This window comes from Rhodocyclaceae bacterium, assembly GCA_020248265.1.
GTDB lineage: Bacteria > Pseudomonadota > Gammaproteobacteria > Burkholderiales > CAIKXV01 > CAIKXV01.
This window is the reverse complement of the sequence record JADCHX010000002.1, coordinates 166,994-181,950: the sequence shown is the minus strand read 5'-3', so window position 1 is coordinate 181,950 and position 14,957 is coordinate 166,994. Positions and strand designations below refer to the sequence as shown.

Annotated in this window: 11 protein-coding genes; 8 read left to right on the top strand and 3 right to left on the bottom strand. The window is 65.1% G+C overall.

All coding sequences use genetic code 11. From position 1 onward, the window contains the following. Positions 1 to 54 precede the first annotated feature (54 nt). On the top strand, positions 55 to 2,760 hold the full coding sequence (acnA, locus tag ING98_01690) for an aconitate hydratase AcnA (protein ID MCA3100561.1): 2,706 nt from the start codon (positions 55 to 57) through the stop codon (positions 2,758 to 2,760). A gap of 282 nt (positions 2,761 to 3,042) precedes the next feature. Here acnA and ING98_01685 read toward each other — a convergent pair whose 3' ends face one another. The 3 genes from ING98_01685 to ING98_01675 form a co-directional block, all read right to left on the bottom strand. After that, positions 3,043 to 4,485, bottom strand: coding sequence for a bifunctional 2-methylcitrate dehydratase/aconitate hydratase (locus ING98_01685; GenBank protein MCA3100560.1), 1,443 nt, complete (start codon positions 4,483 to 4,485; stop codon positions 3,043 to 3,045). 80 nt (positions 4,486 to 4,565) lie between these two features. Then, the gene (gene prpC, locus ING98_01680; protein MCA3100559.1) at positions 4,566 to 5,729 is read right to left on the bottom strand and encodes a 2-methylcitrate synthase; all 1,164 of its coding nucleotides are present in this window, start codon (positions 5,727 to 5,729) and stop codon (positions 4,566 to 4,568) included. Between the two features lie 89 nt (positions 5,730 to 5,818). Next, positions 5,819 to 6,808: a malate dehydrogenase gene (locus tag ING98_01675; protein MCA3100558.1), complete on the bottom strand. Its 990-nt coding sequence runs from the start codon at positions 6,806 to 6,808 to the stop codon at positions 5,819 to 5,821. A gap of 404 nt (positions 6,809 to 7,212) precedes the next feature. On the opposite strand from ING98_01675, the gene sdhC reads away from it, so the two are divergent. The 7 genes from sdhC (at position 7,213) to ING98_01640 (ending at position 14,952) form a co-directional block, all read left to right on the top strand. Then, positions 7,213 to 7,593 carry a succinate dehydrogenase, cytochrome b556 subunit gene (gene sdhC, locus ING98_01670; protein MCA3100557.1) on the top strand — a complete coding sequence of 127 codons (381 nt, stop codon included), beginning with the start codon at positions 7,213 to 7,215 and terminating at the stop codon, positions 7,591 to 7,593. Next, positions 7,587 to 7,931 (top strand): succinate dehydrogenase, hydrophobic membrane anchor protein, encoded by a 345-nt coding sequence (gene sdhD, locus ING98_01665; protein MCA3100556.1) that lies wholly within the window; start codon positions 7,587 to 7,589, stop codon positions 7,929 to 7,931. Before sdhC ends, sdhD begins: the two co-directional genes overlap by 7 nt. 6 nt (positions 7,932 to 7,937) lie before the next feature. Continuing rightward, the gene (sdhA, locus tag ING98_01660) at positions 7,938 to 9,701 is read left to right on the top strand and encodes a succinate dehydrogenase flavoprotein subunit (protein ID MCA3100555.1); all 1,764 of its coding nucleotides are present in this window, start codon (positions 7,938 to 7,940) and stop codon (positions 9,699 to 9,701) included. A 34-nt stretch (positions 9,702 to 9,735) separates the two neighbouring features. Then, the gene (locus ING98_01655; protein ID MCA3100554.1) at positions 9,736 to 10,431 is read left to right on the top strand and encodes a succinate dehydrogenase iron-sulfur subunit; all 696 of its coding nucleotides are present in this window, start codon (positions 9,736 to 9,738) and stop codon (positions 10,429 to 10,431) included. A gap of 2 nt (positions 10,432 to 10,433) precedes the next feature. Next, the gene (locus tag ING98_01650; GenBank protein ID MCA3100553.1) at positions 10,434 to 10,688 is read left to right on the top strand and encodes a succinate dehydrogenase assembly factor 2; all 255 of its coding nucleotides are present in this window, start codon (positions 10,434 to 10,436) and stop codon (positions 10,686 to 10,688) included. Positions 10,689 to 10,767: 79 nt separating this feature from the next. Beyond that, a complete protein-coding gene (gene gltA, locus ING98_01645) occupies positions 10,768 to 12,069 on the top strand; it encodes a citrate (Si)-synthase (GenBank protein ID MCA3100552.1) in 1,302 nt (433 codons plus the stop codon). Between the two features lie 45 nt (positions 12,070 to 12,114). Then, positions 12,115 to 14,952 (top strand): 2-oxoglutarate dehydrogenase E1 component, encoded by a 2,838-nt coding sequence (locus tag ING98_01640; protein MCA3100551.1) that lies wholly within the window; start codon positions 12,115 to 12,117, stop codon positions 14,950 to 14,952. Positions 14,953 to 14,957: the final 5 nt, after the last annotated feature.

The window sequence follows — 14,957 nt, the reverse complement described above, 5'->3', positions numbered from 1 at the left end:
TCCGCGCGTGCCCTCCGTCCCCTTTTCCTGTTTCGTGCGATCACAGAGCCTGTCATGACCCAAGACGCCTTCAATTCCCTGCGCGACTTCACGCCCTCGGCCGGCAAGGCCGGCAAGTACCACTCGCTGGCTGCACTCGAGGAGGCCGGCCTGGGCAAGGTGTCCCGGCTGCCGCGCTCGATCCGCGTGGTGCTGGAGGCGCTGGTGCGCCACTGCGACGGCAAGAAGGTGACGCCGGAACACGTGAGGGCACTGGCTGCCTGGCAGGCGAACGGGGCACGCACCACCGAGATCCCGTTCATCGTGGTGCGCATCGTGCTGCAGGACCTGATCGGGTTCGGAACGCTGAACGACCTGGCGGCGATGCGCAACGCGGCCGGCAAGCTCGGCCTGGCGCCGGGCAAGATCGAGCCGCTGGTCCCCGTGGACGTGGTGGTCGACCACTCGGTCGAGATCGATGTCTTCAACCGGCCCGACGCGGTGCAGGTGAACCAGGAGATCGAGTTCAAGCGCAATGCCGAGCGCTACCTGTTCGTGAAATGGGCGCAGGGCGCGTTCAAGACGGTGCGCGTGGTGCCGCCGGGCAATGGCATCATCCACCAGATCAACATGGAGTACCTGTCGCGTGGCGTCTGGGAGAAGGACGGCCTCTGGTTCCCCGACACGGTGTTCGGCACCGATTCGCACACGACCATGGTCAACGGCATCGGCGTGGTGGCCTGGGGCGTGGGTGGCATCGAGGCAGAGGCGGGCATGCTCGGCCAGCCGAACGCATTCCTGACCCCGGACGTGGTCGGCTGCCACCTGACCGGCCGGCTGCGCGAGGGTGTCACCGCCACCGACCTGGCACTGACCGTCACCGAACTGATGCGCAAGGCGAAGGTGGTCGGGAAGTTCGTCGAGTTCTTCGGCGAAGGCGCGGCCAACCTGACCGCGGCCGACCGTTGCACGGTGGCGAACATGGCGCCGGAGTATGGCGCCACGATGGGTTACTTCCCGGTCGACGACAAGACGATCGACTACTTCCGCACCACCGGCCGCGAGCCAGAGCAGATCGCGGCGATCGAAGCCTATTTCAAGGTACAGGGCATGTTCGGCATGCCGAAGCCGGGCGACATCGACTACACCCAGGTGATCGAGCTCGACCTGTCGAGCATCGTCCCGAGCCTGTCCGGGCCGAAGCGGCCACAAGACCGGGTCAACCTGCCCGACCTGGGCCGCGACTTCGACCGCCTGTTCTCGGCGCCGACCGACAGGAACGGCTATGCACGGGCTGCCGATGATCTCGGGCGGCGAGAGCCGACAGGGCACGGGTACGACGTCGGTCACGGCGACGTGCTGATTGCGTCGATCACCTCCTGCACCAACACGTCGAACCCGGCTCTGCTGCTGGCTGCCGGCCTGCTCGCCAAGCGTGCAGTGGAGAAGGGGCTGACCACGCATCCGCGCATCAAGACCTCGCTCGCGCCCGGGTCGCGGGTGGCGACGAAGTACCTGCAGGACGCAGGCCTGCTGCCGTTCCTCGAGAAGCTCGGCTTCAGCGTGGTGGCCTACGGCTGCACGACCTGCATGGGCGCGGCCGGTCCGCTCGACGCTAAGATCGAGGACACGGTGGTGTCCAAGGACCTGGTCACCTGCGCGGTGCTCTCGGGCAACCGGAACTTCGAGGCTCGGGTGCACCCCAACCTGCGGGCGAACTACCTCGCCAGCCCGGCACTGGTGGTCGCCTATGCCCTGGCCGGAACCGTGCGTACCGACCTGACCACCGACCCGCTGGGCATTGACAAGGACGGGAAGCCGGTTTTCCTGAAGGACCTCTGGCCGACGGATGCGGAAGTCGCTGCGCAGCTGCGCTTCGCCTACAACCCGGACCACTTCCGCCGCGAATACAGCGACCTCTCCGGCAACAAAAAGCTGTGGGAAGCGATCCCGACGGTCGAGGGTGCGGTCTACAAATGGGACCCGGAGTCGACGTTCATCCGCGAACCCCCGTTCTTCCAGGGCGTGACCCAGACGCCGGGCAAGGTCAGCAACATCGTCGGCGCACGCGCGCTGGCAATCCTCGGCGACTCGATCACCACCGACCACATCAGCCCATCCACGAAGATCCGGCCGGGTACGCCGGCTGGCAAGTGGCTGGCGCCGTTCCAGGCCAACCACCCGCCGGAGGAGTGGGGCCACTTCGGCGTCCGGCGCTGCAACCATGAACTCATGGTGCGCGGCACCTTCGCAAACGTGCGGCTGCGCAACGCGGTCGCCCCCGGTACTGAGGGGCCGATCACCAAGCACCAGCCCGACGGCGCGCAGATGACGATCTTCGAGGCCTCAGAGCTGTATCGCGCGTCGGGCACGCCCCTGGTGATCTTCGGTGGCGAGGATTACGGCATGGGTTCGTCGCGCGACTGGGCGGCCAAGGGCGTGCAGCTGCTCGGGGTGAACGCGGTGATCGTGAAGAGCTTCGAGCGTATCCATCGCGCCAACCTGATCGGCATGGGTGTGGTGCCCCTGCAGTTCAAGCCGGGCGAGGACGTGGCGACGCTGAAGCTCGACGGCACCGAGACTTTCACGATCGAGGGGCTCGAGGGCGGCAACGTGAAGCCGATGCAGGACGTCACGATGACCATCATGCGTGCCGACGGCTCCACGCAGAAGGTTACTCTGACGCTGCGTATCGACACCGGCATCGAGGTCGACTACCTGAAGCACGGCGGCATCCTGCCGTACGTGCTGCGCGAGCTGGTCGCGGCCGAGACGGCCTGATCTTCCGCACCTGGCGGCCTGCACTGGGCGGATGCGTGCGCCCTAGCAGACCGAAACGCGGGCATCGGGTGGCCGTTTCCGCTCATGGGTAGGTGGGGGTCAGGTCTTGAGTTTTGCACCGGGATGCAAAACTCAAGACCTGACCCCCGCCTCGCTGTGACCCCCGCCTCGCTGCAAAACTCAAGACCTGACCCCCGCCTCGGACCCCCGCCTCGCTGGCGCCCCGTCTCCTCGATCCGGCGAAGCCCACTCGGCGGATGATCCGGCGCTTGACCGGTGTCTTCAGGCGGAGAAGAGGTCCACGAACTGGTCAACCGGCATCGACTGTAGATTGCCGGCATCCGCGCAGGCCTCGCGGATCAGCCGCTGCTGCTTCGGTGCGAAGCGGCGCGCCAGGTTGACCGCGAACTTGGCGTCGAGCAGTGGGTAGCCCTCCGCGCGGCGGCGGCGGTGGCCAACCGGGTATTCGACCTCCACCTGCTGCGTGGCGGTCCCGTCCTTGAAGGTGACCTGAACGGCGTTGGCGATCGAGCGCTTCGCCGGATCCAGATAGTCTCGGGTATAGCGCGGCTCTTCGACGATCTCCATCCGGTCGCGCAGTGCGTCGATGCGCGGGTCGGCGGCGATCCCGTCCTCGTAGTCGGCCGCCACCAGGTTGCCCTTGATCAGCCCGACCGCGGTCATGTACTGGATGCAGTGGTCCCGGTCGGCCGGGTTGTGCAGCGGCCCGCGCTTGTCGATGATGCGTATCGCGGATTCATGCGTGGCGATGGTCACCTTCTCGATGTCGTCCAGGCGATCCTTCACCAGCGGATGCAACTGCAGTGCGCATTCGACAGCGGTCTGCGCGTGGAACTCGGCCGGGAAAGAGATCTTGAACAACACGTTCTCCATCACGTACGAGCCTAACGGGCGGCCCAGCGTCACTGGTCGGCCCTTGAACAGCACGTCCTGAAAGCCCCAGGTATTCGCGGTGAGCGCCGATGGATAGCCCATCTCGCCGCGCAGCGTCATCCATGCGATGCGCACCGCGCGCGAGGTCGCGTCGCCCGCGGCCCACGACTTGCGCGAACCGGCGTTCGGCGCATGGCGATAGGTGCGCAGCGACTGCCCGTCGATCCATGCATTGGACACTGCATCGATCACCTCGTCGCGGGTGCCACCCATCATCGCGGTGACGACTGCGGTCGACGCGACCTTCACCAGCACCACGTGGTCGAGTCCGACCCGGTTGAAGCTGTTCTCCAGCGCCAGCACGCCCTGGATCTCGTGCGCCTTGATCATCGCGGTTAGTACGTCGCGCACGGTCAGCGGCGCCGCGCCGCGGGCGACCCGGGTGCGCGACAGCCAGTCGGCCGTGGCCAGGATGCCGCCGAGGTTGTCGGAAGGGTGGCCCCACTCGGCGGCAAGCCAGGTGTCGTTGAAGTCGAGCCAGCGGATCATGGTGCCGATGTTGAACGCGGCCTGAACCGGATCGAGCTGGTACGACGTGCCGGGCACTTTCGCGCCATGCGGCACGATGGTACCTGGCACGATCGGGCCGAGCAGCTTGGTGCAGGCCGGATACTCCAGTGCTTCCAGGCCGCAGCCCAGCGTGTCGAGCAGGCAGTAGCGTGCCGTATCGTAGGCCTCGGTGCTGTCGACCTGCGTCGACAGCACGTAGTCGGCGATATCGATCAGCAGCGCGTCGGGTTCGGGGCGGATGTTGGAGATCGGAGCGGACATGTAGGCAGTGCCGGTGGGTTGTACGGGGCTTGCGGGGGAGGGGGGCTGCGGCGTTGGTCCTGGGCGGCCTGCGGGGCACTTCAGCGTTCGTCGATCGGCACCCAGCGCACGCCTTCAGGCCCGGTGTAATTCGCGGTCGGGCGGATGATCTTGCCGTCGATGCGCTGTTCGATCACATGCGCGGACCACCCCGAGGTGCGGGAAATGACGAACAGCGGGGTGAACATCGCGGTCGGTACGCCCATCATGTGGTACGAGACGGCGCTGAACCAGTCGAGGTTCGGGAACATCTTCTTCTCCCGCCACATCACCGCCTCGAGGCGCTCGGCGATGTCGAACAGCTTCATCGAGCCGACCCGCTGCGACAGTCGGCGCGCGACTTCCTTGATCACGACGTTGCGCGGATCGCCGGTGGTGTACACCGGGTGCCCGAAGCCGATCACGACTTCCTTCGCCTGCACCCGGCGCACGATGTCGCCCTCGGCTTCATCCGGCGTTGCATAGCGCGACTGGATGTCGAACGCGACCTCGTTGGCACCACCGTGCTTCGGCCCACGCAGCGCGGCGATGCCGCCGCATATCGCGCCATGCATGTCGGCGCCGGTGCCGGCAACCACGCGGCAGGCGAACGTGGAGGCGTTGAACTCGTGCTCGGCATAGAGGATGAGCGAGGTATGCATCGCGCGCACCCACTCCTCCGGGGGGGGCTCGCCGTGCAGCAGGTGCAGGAAGTGGCCGCCGATCGAATCGTCGTCGGTCTCGACCTCGATGCGCCGGCCGTTGTGCGACCAGTGATACCAGTAGAGCAGCATCGAGCCGAAACTGGCCATGAAGCGGTCGGCGATCTCGCGCGCCCCGGCGGTGCCGTGGTCGTCTTTCTCGGGCAGCAGCGCACCCATCGCCGACGCACCGGTCCGCATCACGTCCATCGGATGGGCCGACGGTGGCAGCCGTTCGAGCAGCGCCTTCAGCGGGGCCGGCAGCCCGCGCAGGGCACGCAGGCGGCGCTTGTAGCCGTCCAGTTCGGCGCGGTCAGGCAGTCGCTCGTGCACCAGCAGGTACGCGATCTCCTCGAACTGCGCGCTGTCGGCGAATTCCATGATGTCGTAGCCGCGGTAATGCAGGTCGTTGCCCGTGCGGCCAACGGTGCAGAGCGCGGTATTGCCGGCGGCGATGCCTGACAGGGCCACGGATTTCTTCGGCTTGAATGCCGTCGGTGGCGTGGTGCCGGGGGTTTCGCTCATGTCGTGTCCTCCGTTGCGTGCGGGCGAAAAAACGGCCGCTTCGCTGGCGGCCGTTCTTCGTCGTTCATCCGGTCGTCGAGGCTGTCGGCTCAGCCGAGCAGGTGCTTGACGCCGTCGCGCTCTTCCTCGAGTTCCTTCTGGGTCGCCTGCATCTTCGAACGGCTGAAGTCCGAGATGTCGATGCCCTTGACGATCGAGTACTGACCGTTCTTGCAGGTGACCGGGAAGCCATACATCAGGCCTTCGGGGATGCCGTAACTGCCGTCGGACGGGATGCCCATCGACACCCAGTCGCCGTCCGGCGTGCCGTTCACCCAGTTGCGCACATGATCCATCGCTGCGTTGGCCGCGCTCGCCGCGGAGGACAGGCCGCGCGCATCGATGATCGCCGCTCCGCGCTTCTGGATGGTCGGGATGAAGTTCGACTCGAGCCACTGCTGGTCGTTGATCATCGGCCATGCTGCCTTGCCATCGACCTCGGCGCGGAACACATCGGGATACTGCGTAGCCGAGTGGTTGCCCCAGATGGTCATCTTCTTCACGCTGCTGACCGGGCGGCCGACCTTCTGCGCGACCTGGGTCAGTGCGCGGTTGTGATCGAGGCGCATCATCGCGGTGAACTGGGTAGGCTTCAGGCTCGGCGCGCTCTTCATCGCGATCAAAGCGTTGGTGTTGGCCGGGTTGCCGACCACCAGCACCTTGACGTCGCGGCTGGCGAATTCGTCCAGTGCGCGGCCCTGCGGCCCGAAGATCTTGCCGTTGGCTTCCAGAAGGTCCTTGCGTTCCATGCCCGGGCCGCGCGGGCGCGCGCCAACCAGCAGCGCCACGTTCGCGTCGCGGAAGGCGACCTTGGGATCGTCGGTCGGCACCACCGACTGCAGCAGTGGAAATGCGCAATCGTCCAGTTCCATGATCACGCCACGCAGCGCCTTCTGCGCCTTCTCGTCGGGAATCTCCAGCAGTTGCAGGATCACCGGCTGGTCTGCGCCGAGCATCTCGCCGCTGGCGATACGAAACAGCAGGCTGTAGCCGATCTGGCCAGCGGCACCGGTGACGGCGACGCGAACGGGCGATTTCATCGTGAAGCTCCCTTGGACTTGTAATGCATGGATATGCGCGATCGCACGGTATGCGGCACGCTGCGGGCGAGCGGATGATACCGTAGGCCGCTGGAGGCTGTTGGCTCGCTTGTGCAATGCGGCGGCTGCTGCGATAATCCACCTGCTTCGCAGCCAGCCCGCGCGCCTTCTCCGCAGGCCGCTTGCACGAGGCGGGATTGCTGCAGCCCCGCACCGGCGTGCAGGGCAGCGGGTCAGCGGTGCCGCAGTGCAGCGCCGCCAGGCGGCATTGCGGTGCCGTCCCGGTACGCAGCGTTGTCGTCGAGCCTGGAGCGGAGCCGCCACCGGCGAGGCCCGTAGTTCGGGCTGCACCGCCGGCATGCACGCCCGCCGCGCCGTACTTTGCCAGAGAGGAAGAGCGTCCGTTGATCAAGAAAAGCCGTCCGAAGTATCTCGACCTGACCGAGATAAAGATGCCGACCCCCGCGTTGGTATCCATCCTTCACCGGGCCAGCGGTATCGGCCTCTACCTGGTCGGCATTCCGCTGGGGCTTTATCTGTTCCAGATGAGCCTCGCCTCGGAGCAGGGCTACGCGCAGTTCGCGGCCATCGCCGGCCACTGGTTCGTCAAGCTGATCTTCCTTGGGCTGTTGTGGGCATTCCTGCATCATTTCTGCGCCGGTATTCGTTACCTCACGCTCGACATGCACATGGGTGAGGAGGTGCAGCAGGCGCGCAACACGAGCTACGCGGTCCTTGCGGTCAGTCTCGTTCTAACCCTGGTTTTGGGAGTGCAGCTATGGTGAGCAGGGTCGTAACTGGCGCGCACTACGGGCTGCGTGATTGGCTCGGGCAACGCGTGACCGCGGTGATCATGGCCGTCTACACGGTGCTGCTCGGGGCGATCCTGCTGTTCAACGCTCCTGACGGATATGGCGATTGGAAGGCGCTGTTCTCGGGCCGGATCATGCAACTGGCGACCCTGCTGTTCGTCGCCTCGCTGCTGTATCACGCCTGGGTCGGCATTCGTGATGTGTTGATGGACTACATCGGGCCCGCTTCCGTCCGGCTCACGCTACAGATCGGCGTGATTCTGTCGTTGGTGGTCTACATGGGTTGGTCCATTCTGATCCTCCTGGGGTAAAGACTGATGGCACTCGCAAAACGTACTTTCGACGCGGTAGTGGTGGGCGCAGGCGGAGCGGGGCTCCGCGCGGCGCTGCAACTGTCCGAGTCAGGCCTGAAGACGGCAGTGCTGACCAAGGTGTTCCCCACCCGGTCGCACACGGTGGCGGCACAGGGCGGCATTGCCGCGGCACTGGGCAACTCGATGGAAGACCACTGGATCTTCCACATGTACGACACCGTGAAGGGCGCCGACTACCTGGGCGACCAGGACGCGATCGAATTCATGTGCCGGACGGCCAACGAGTGCGTCTACGAACTCGAGCACTTCGGCATGCCGTTCTCGCGCCTGCCCAACGGCAAGATCTACCAGCGTCCGTTCGGCGGCCAGTCGATCCACTTCGGCAAGGAACAGGCCGCGCGCAGCTGCGCCGTGGCCGACCGTACCGGCCACTCGATGCTGCATACGCTCTACCAGCGCAACGTGCGGGCCAACACCCTGTTCTTCGTCGAGTGGATGGCGCTCGACCTGATCATGAACGAGGCCGGGGAGTGCCTCGGCGTGACCGCGCTCGAGATGGAAACGGGCGAGGTGATGATGCTCCAGGCCAAGGCCACGCTGCTGGCCACCGGCGGCGCCGGGCGGGTCTACCAGGCCAGCACCAATGCGTTCATCAACACCGGTGACGGCATCGGCATGGCGGCCCGCGCGAACATCCCGCTGGAAGACATGGAGTTCTGGCAGTTCCACCCAACCGGCGTCGCCGGTGCGGGCGTGCTGATCACCGAAGGTGTACGCGGCGAGGGTGGCTACCTGCTGAACAAGTCGGGCGAGCGCTTCATGGAGCGCTACGCGCCGAACGCGAAAGACCTCGCCAGCCGCGACGTCGTCGCACGCGCGATGGCCACCGAAATCAAGGAAGGGCGCGGCGCCGGCCCCGACGGTACCTACCTGCTGCTCAAGCTCGACCACCTCGGCGCCGAGACGATCAACTCCAAGCTGCCGGGCATCCGCGAGATCGCGCTGAAGTTCGCCAACGTCGACCCGATCAAGGATCCGATTCCAGTCGTGCCGACCTGCCATTACATGATGGGCGGCATCCCGACGAACTACCACGGCCAGGTGGTGATGCCGCGTGGCGGCAACCCGGAAGTGCCGGTGCCGGGCCTCTACGCCGCGGGCGAGGCGGCCTGCGTGTCGGTGCACGGCGCGAACCGGCTGGGCACCAACTCGCTGCTCGATCTCGTGGTGTTCGGCAAATCGGCTGGCCAGCACATGGCCGACTATGCGCGCTCGAGCCGCAGCCAGCCGGACCTGCCGAAAGATGCCGGCGAACAGACCGAGGCCCGGCTGGCACGCCTCGAAGGCCAGAAGGATGGCGAGAAGGTGTCGGCGGTGCTGCGCGACCTGCAGCTCACGATGCAACTCGACTGCGGCGTGTTCCGCTTCCCCGACAGCCTGAAGTCCGGCGTGGCGAAGATGCGCGAGGTCGCCAAGCGCTCGCTGGTCACCGAAATCAAGGACAAGAGCAAGGTGTTCAACACGGCGCGCGTCGAAGCGCTGGAACTGGACAACCTGGTCGAGGTTGCCTTGTCTTCGCTGGTGTCCGCCGAGGCTCGCACCGAATCTCGCGGCGCGCACGACCGCAGCGATTTCCCGGTTCGCGACGATGCAAACTGGATCAAGCACACGCTGTGGTTCAAGGAAGGCGACCGGCTCGAGTACAAGCCGGTGCACGACAAGCCGCTGACGGTCGACGCGTTCGAGCCGAAGGCACGGGTCTACTGATCTTCCAGGGCATGCAACGACAAGGCACCGCACGATGAAATTCTCAGTCTTCCGCTACAACCCTGAAGTCGACGAAAAGCCGTACATGCAGAGCTACGACATCCCGCTCGAGCCGAGCGATCGGATGCTGCTCGACGCGATCGTGCGCATCAAGCAGCACGACGACTCGCTGTCGCTGCGACGCTCCTGCCGTGAAGGCGTCTGCGGTTCGGACGCGATGAACATCAACGGCAAGAACGGTCTTGCCTGCATCACGCCGCTCGATTCGCTGAAGGAGCCGGTGGTACTCAAGCCGCTGCCCGGCCTGCCGGTGATCCGCGACCTGATCGTCGACATGTCGCAGTTCTTCAAGCAGTACCACTCGGTCAAGCCGTACCTGATCAACGAGAACCAGCCGCCCGAGACCGAACGCCTGCAGTCGCCGGAAGAGCGCGAGGAACTCGACGGGCTGTACGAGTGCATCCTGTGCGCCTGCTGCTCGACGTCATGCCCGTCTTTCTGGTGGAATCCCGACAAGTTCGTCGGTCCGGCCGGGCTGCTGCAGGCCTACCGTTTCCTCGCGGACAGCCGCGACGAGGCCACCTCCGAGCGCCTGGACAACCTGGAAGACCCGTACCGGCTTTTCCGGTGCCACACGATCATGAACTGCGTCGACGTCTGCCCGAAGGGCCTCAACCCGACGCGTGCGATCGGCAAGATCAAGCAGCTGATGGTACGGAGGATGGTGTAGCCATGGCCCAGACCGAGGTCGCCCGCATCCAGGAAAATCGGTTACGCTGGCACTGCCGTCGGGGTCTGCTCGAGCTCGATCTCGTGTTGCAGCGGTTCATGGACAATCGTTATGCTTCGATGAAGGCGGCGGATGTCGAGTTGCTGAAGGAACTGCTCGACTACCCCGACCAGGACCTGTGGGACATGATCATCGGGCGGCTGCAGCCAGCCGACAAGAGGGTCGCCCCGGTCCTGGAAATGTTGCGCGCGGCTTGACCGCGCGTTTTTGTATTCGCGCCTGCCCGAACTCGCCCGTGGCGCCGCGGGCGTGCGCGATTTCTCTGTGGAGAAACTGATGGACAGCAAAGCCAAGGCAACCCTCTCGTTCAGCGACGGACGTCCGTCGGTCGAGTTCCCGATCTACGGCGGCACGATCGGTCCCGACGTGATCGACGTGCGCTCGCTCTACGCCAAGACAGGTGCCTTCACCTATGACCCGGGCTTCATGTCGACCGCGTCGTGCAAGTCGAGCATCACCTACATCGACGGCGACGAGGGCATCCTGCGGCACCGCGGCTATCCGATCGAGCAGCTGGTCGAGAGCTGCGACCTGCTCGAGGTCGCCTACCTGATCATGAAGGGCGAGCTGCCGAACGCGAAGGAGAAGAAGGAGTTCGACAGCACCGTCACCATGCACACCATGGTGCACGAGCAGATGGCGCGCTTCTACCAGGGCTTCCGCCGCGATGCACACCCCATGGCGGTGCTCTGCGGCGTGGTCGGCGGCATGGCCGCGTTCTATCACGACTCGATCGACATCAACGATCCGAAGAGCCGGATGATCTCCGAGTTCCGCCTGATCGCGAAGATGCCGACCATCGTCGCGATGACCTACAAGTACAACGTCGGCCAGCCGTTCATGTACCCGCGCAACGACCTCGGCTACGTCGAGAACTTCATGCGCATGATGTTCGGCGTGCCCTGCGAGGACTACACGCCGAACCCGGTGCTGGTGCGCGCGCTCGAGAAGATCCTGATCCTGCACGTCGACCACGAGCAGAACGCGTCGACCTCGACCGTGCGTCTGGCCGGTTCGTCGGGCGCCAATCCGTTCGCCTGTATCGCTGCCGGCATCGCCAGCCTGTGGGGCCCGGCGCATGGTGGTGCGAACGAAGCGGTGCTGAAGATGCTCGACGAGATCGGCGACGTGTCGAACATCGACAAGTTCATCGCGCGCGCCAAGGACCCGGCGGAAGCGTCGAAGCTGATGGGCTTCGGGCACCGGGTCTACAAGAACTACGATCCGCGCGCGCGCCTGATCCAGGGCGCCTGCCACGACGTGCTGGCCGAACTCGGTCTTGAAGACAACAAGATGTTCAAGCTGGCGATGGCACTCGAGAAGGTGGCGCTGGAAGACGAATACTTCGTCAAGCGCAAGCTGTTCCCGAACGTCGACTTCTACTCCGGCATCGTCTACAAGGCGCTCGGCATCCCGGTGTCGATGTTCACCGCGCTGTTCGCGCTGTCGCGCACGATCGGCTGGATCGCCCAGTGGAACGAGATGATCGAGGACCCGGACCAGAAGATCGGCCGTCCGCGCCAGCTGTTCCTCGGTGAAGCCGAGCGTTCGCTCAAGCCCCTGGCGGACCGTCGCTGAGTCCCTGCGGCTGAGCCTCACTGAAAACCGACGGGACGATTCCTGATGATGCAAGAGATGTTCGGTACCTCCTATCTGTTCGGCTCGAACGCGCCGTTCATCGAGGAGCTCTACGATGCCTACCTGGCCGACCCCGCGTCGGTCGACGGTACCTGGCGGCAGTACTTCGACGCGCTCCAGCGCAGCGGCGACGGGCCCGACGTGTCGCACGAGCAGGTCCGTGCGAAGTTCGCCGAGATGGCCCGGCGCAGCCCGTACCAGGTGTCGGCGTCCTCCGGCATCAGCGCCGAGGCGGCGCTGAAGCAGGTGGCGGTGCTGCAGTTGATCGGTGCCTATCGCTTCCTCGGCGTGCGCCATGCGCAGATCGATCCGCTGAAGCGCCAGGAAAAGCCCTACATCCAGGAACTCGACCCGTCGTTCTACGGGTTGTCGGACGCCGACATGGAGACGGAGTTCAACACCGGCTCCCTGGTCGGGCCCCAGCGCGCGACGTTGCGGCAGATCCTGACCCACGTGCGTGAGACCTACTGTGGGTCGATCGGTTTCGAGTACATGTACATCTCGGATCCGGCGCAGAAGAAGTGGATCCAGCAGCGCTTCGAGAGCATCCACTCCAGGCCCTCGTACGATGCCGCATACAAGCTGAACATCCTCGAACGTCTGACCGCCGCCGAGACGCTCGAGAAGTACCTGCACACCAAGTACGTCGGCCAGACGCGATTCTCGCTCGAAGGCGGCGAGACACTGATCCCGATGCTCGACATCCTGCTGCAGCGCGCCGGCGCACAGGGTGTGAAGGAATCCGTGATCGGCATGGCGCACCGTGGCCGGCTGAACGTTCTGGTGAACACGCTGGGCAAGATGCCGAAGGACCTGTTCGCGGAGTTCGAAGGCAAGATGGACGACGCCATCCTGTACGGCGACGTGATCTACCACGATGGCTTCTCGAGCGACATCACGACCCCGGGCGGCCCGATGCACCTGGCGCTCGCCTTCAACCCGTCCCACCTCGAGATCGTCAACCCGGTGGTCACCGGTTCGGTGCGGGCACGCCAGCACCGGCGCGGCGACAAGCTGGGCCGCGAGGTGATGCCGATCCTGATCCACGGCGACGCTTCGTACGCGGGGCAGGGCGTGGTGATGGAGACGCTGAACCTGTCGCAGACGCGCGGCTTCGGCACCGGCGGCACGATGCACCTGATCATCAACAACCAGATCGGCTTCACGATCTCCGATCCGCGCGACTCGCGCTCGTCGCTCTATTGCAGCGACGTGTCGAAGATGATCGAGGCGCCGATCTTCCACGTGAACGCGGACGATCCGGAAGCGGTGGCACTGGTGGTCGAGGCTGCACTCGACTTCCGGATGGAATTCCGCAAGGACGTCGTGGTCGACATGGTCTGCTACCGCAGGCCTGGCCACAACGAGCAGGACGAGCCGATGGTCACCCAGCCGCTGATGTACAAGGTGATCGGCAAGAAGTCGGGCGCCCGCAAGCTGTACGCCGACAAGCTGGCTGCCGAGGGCGTGGTTACCGACAGCGTCGCGACCGAACTGATCAGCACCTACCGGACCGCGATGGACGGTGGCTACCACACGAACAAGACGGTTCTCGCCAACTTCAAGCCGCCCTATGCGCCGAACTGGGAGCAGTTCAAGGGCACGAAGTGGAACGAGAACGACAACACCCAGATTCCGCTCGAGACGTTGAAGGAACTCGGACGGCTGGTGTCGAAGGTTCCGGACGATTTCAAGCTGCATCCGCGCGTGCAGAAGATCATGGAAGACCGGCGGCTGATGGCCGAAGGCAGCATCCCGCTCGACTGGGGAATGGCCGAGACGCTGGCCTACGCGTCGCTGCTGAAGGACGGCTTCGCGATACGCATGTCCGGCCAGGATGCCGGCCGCGGCACGTTCTTCCACCGGCATGCCGTGCTGCACGACCAGAACCGCGAGCGCTGGGATTCCGGCACGTACATTCCGCTGCAGAACCTCTTTCCCGGCCAGCCGGACTTTACGGTGATCGACTCGCTGCTTTCGGAAGAGGCGGTGCTCGGCTTCGAGTACGGCTATTCGTCGACCGAGCCGAACGAGCTGGTGATCTGGGAGGCGCAGTACGGCGACTTCGTGAACGGCGCGCAGGTCGTGATCGACCAGTTCATTGCGTCGGGCGAGGTTAAGTGGGGCCGGATGTCCGGCCTGGTGATGATGTTGCCGCACGGCTACGAAGGCGCAGGCCCGGAGCACTCGTCGGGCCGTATCGAGCGCTTCCTGCAACTGTGCGCCGACTACAACATGCAGGTCTGCTATCCGGCCACGCCGGTGCAGATGTTCTACCTCCTGCGCCGGCAGATGATTCGTCCCTACCGCAAGCCGCTGATCATCTTCACCCCGAAGAGCATCCTGCGTCACAAGGAATCCGTATCCCAGCTCGAGGAGTTCGCGCTCGACAAGTTCCGCCCCGTCAACAGCGAGTGGGATGAAGACATCGATCCCGCGACGGCGAAGCGGGTCGTGTTCTGCAGCGGCAAGGTGTTCTTCGACCTGCGTGCTGCGCGGCGCGATGCGGGCGTGAAGGATGTCGCGCTGGTACGCATCTCGCAGCTGTACCCGTTCCCGCATGACGAGTACAAGGAGCAGATCGACCAGTATCCGGCGGCGAAGGAGATCGTCTGGTGCCAGGAAGAGCCCCGTAACCAGGGCGCGTGGTACTGGGTGCAGCATTACCTCCGGCGTCCGATGCGCAAGGGCCAGAAGCTGTTCTATGCCGGCCGTGTCTCCTCGGCGACCCCGGCGGTCGGTTACAAGAAGCTGCACGCCATACAACAGAAAGAACTCGTCACCGCTGCAATCACGCTCGGCGGCGGCGAGACGAAGGAATAGCCCGA

Coding starts and splice junctions, on each gene's coding strand:
- acnA (MCA3100561.1), top strand. CDS start 55: ATGACCCAAGACGCCTTCAATTCCCTGCGCGACTTCACGCCCTCGGCC.
- ING98_01685 (MCA3100560.1), bottom strand. CDS start 4,485: ATGTCCGCTCCGATCTCCAACATCCGCCCCGAACCCGACGCGCTGCTG.
- prpC (MCA3100559.1), bottom strand. CDS start 5,729: ATGAGCGAAACCCCCGGCACCACGCCACCGACGGCATTCAAGCCGAAG.
- ING98_01675 (MCA3100558.1), bottom strand. CDS start 6,808: ATGAAATCGCCCGTTCGCGTCGCCGTCACCGGTGCCGCTGGCCAGATC.
- sdhD (MCA3100556.1), top strand. CDS start 7,587: ATGGTGAGCAGGGTCGTAACTGGCGCGCACTACGGGCTGCGTGATTGG.
- sdhA (MCA3100555.1), top strand. CDS start 7,938: ATGGCACTCGCAAAACGTACTTTCGACGCGGTAGTGGTGGGCGCAGGC.
- ING98_01655 (MCA3100554.1), top strand. CDS start 9,736: ATGAAATTCTCAGTCTTCCGCTACAACCCTGAAGTCGACGAAAAGCCG.
- ING98_01650 (MCA3100553.1), top strand. CDS start 10,434: ATGGCCCAGACCGAGGTCGCCCGCATCCAGGAAAATCGGTTACGCTGG.
- gltA (MCA3100552.1), top strand. CDS start 10,768: ATGGACAGCAAAGCCAAGGCAACCCTCTCGTTCAGCGACGGACGTCCG.
- ING98_01640 (MCA3100551.1), top strand. CDS start 12,115: ATGATGCAAGAGATGTTCGGTACCTCCTATCTGTTCGGCTCGAACGCG.